We start from the raw sequence: 830 nt of genomic DNA, 5'->3' as shown, positions 1-830 counted from the left end.
ACTGTGCTCGGTGATTGATCCGGGAGATCAGATCACCACTTGGCTAGATAGTTCCCCGATTTGTGCAACAAGGCCACGCTGCCCCCAATATCGAGGCGGCGATGTGCTTGGCCTGGATGACGCAATCGCTGTTGCCTTCCAGGCCGGCGCGGACAATCGCGCCTTCCAGCAGGAAGACTAGATGCCGCGCAAGCTGCGCGGTGCGCTCGCCATCACCCGGCATCAGTTCGGCAAGGTGCTTGTTCAACAGGGTTTCGACTTCTTCCTTGTGGGCGCGCACAGCTTTGCGGCCAGCGTCCCCGGCGGGGAACTCGGCGGCTGCATTCAACAGCCCGCAGCCGCGAAACCCGCGCTCATAGGCATGTTCGGCGTGATCGGCGTATGCCTCGAACACCGACAGGACCCGCTCGGCCGGCCCCTTGGCTTGGCGCACGCGGACCTCGTAGAGCGAGAGCCATTCGGCGTGCCGGATTTGCAGATATTGCGCTACCAGCTCGGCCTTGGAGGCGAAGTTGTTGTAGAGGCTTTTCTTTGCCACGCCAGCTTTCTTGACGATGGCGTCGATGCCGGTGGCCGCGATGCCATCGTTATAGAACAGGATGGCAGCGGCATTCAGCAGCCGGTCGTGGGCGCTCTCTTTCCTGTTTGAGGTAGCAAGGGACATCTGGGTTTTCCGTCATAAATAGGTAGCCTATTCTACCTACTTATGACGGAAAGGCAACGATGATGCACAACGGCGGAAACTGCTCCAAAGTAACCGTTCACCGGGACGGTGTTGACAGCACCAACTCCTCCGGGAACGGGTAGTCGGTTTTCTCGATGCAGGACCT

At 59.5% G+C, this 830-nt stretch carries 1 protein-coding gene; it reads right to left on the bottom strand.

Going from position 1 to position 830, the window contains the following annotated elements; translation table 11 throughout:
• Positions 1 to 43: 43 nt before the first annotated feature.
• Positions 44 to 664, bottom strand: a complete 621-nt coding sequence (locus OKC30_RS21220) for a TetR/AcrR family transcriptional regulator (protein WP_270809841.1) — start codon at positions 662 to 664, stop codon at positions 44 to 46.
• Between the last annotated feature and the right edge of the window lie 166 nt (positions 665 to 830).

It is taken from the genome of Aeromonas sp. QDB18 (genome assembly GCF_027705325.1).
GTDB classification, from domain to species: domain Bacteria; phylum Pseudomonadota; class Gammaproteobacteria; order Enterobacterales; family Aeromonadaceae; genus Aeromonas; species Aeromonas caviae.
The sequence above is the reverse complement of the archived record's forward strand: the minus strand, read 5'-3'. Positions and strand labels throughout refer to the sequence as shown.

What these genes read in the sequence shown, in the direction of transcription:
- OKC30_RS21220 (WP_270809841.1), bottom strand. Translation starts at nt 664, where the DNA reads ATGTCCCTTGCTACCTCAAACAGGAAAGAGAGCGCCCACGACCGGCTG.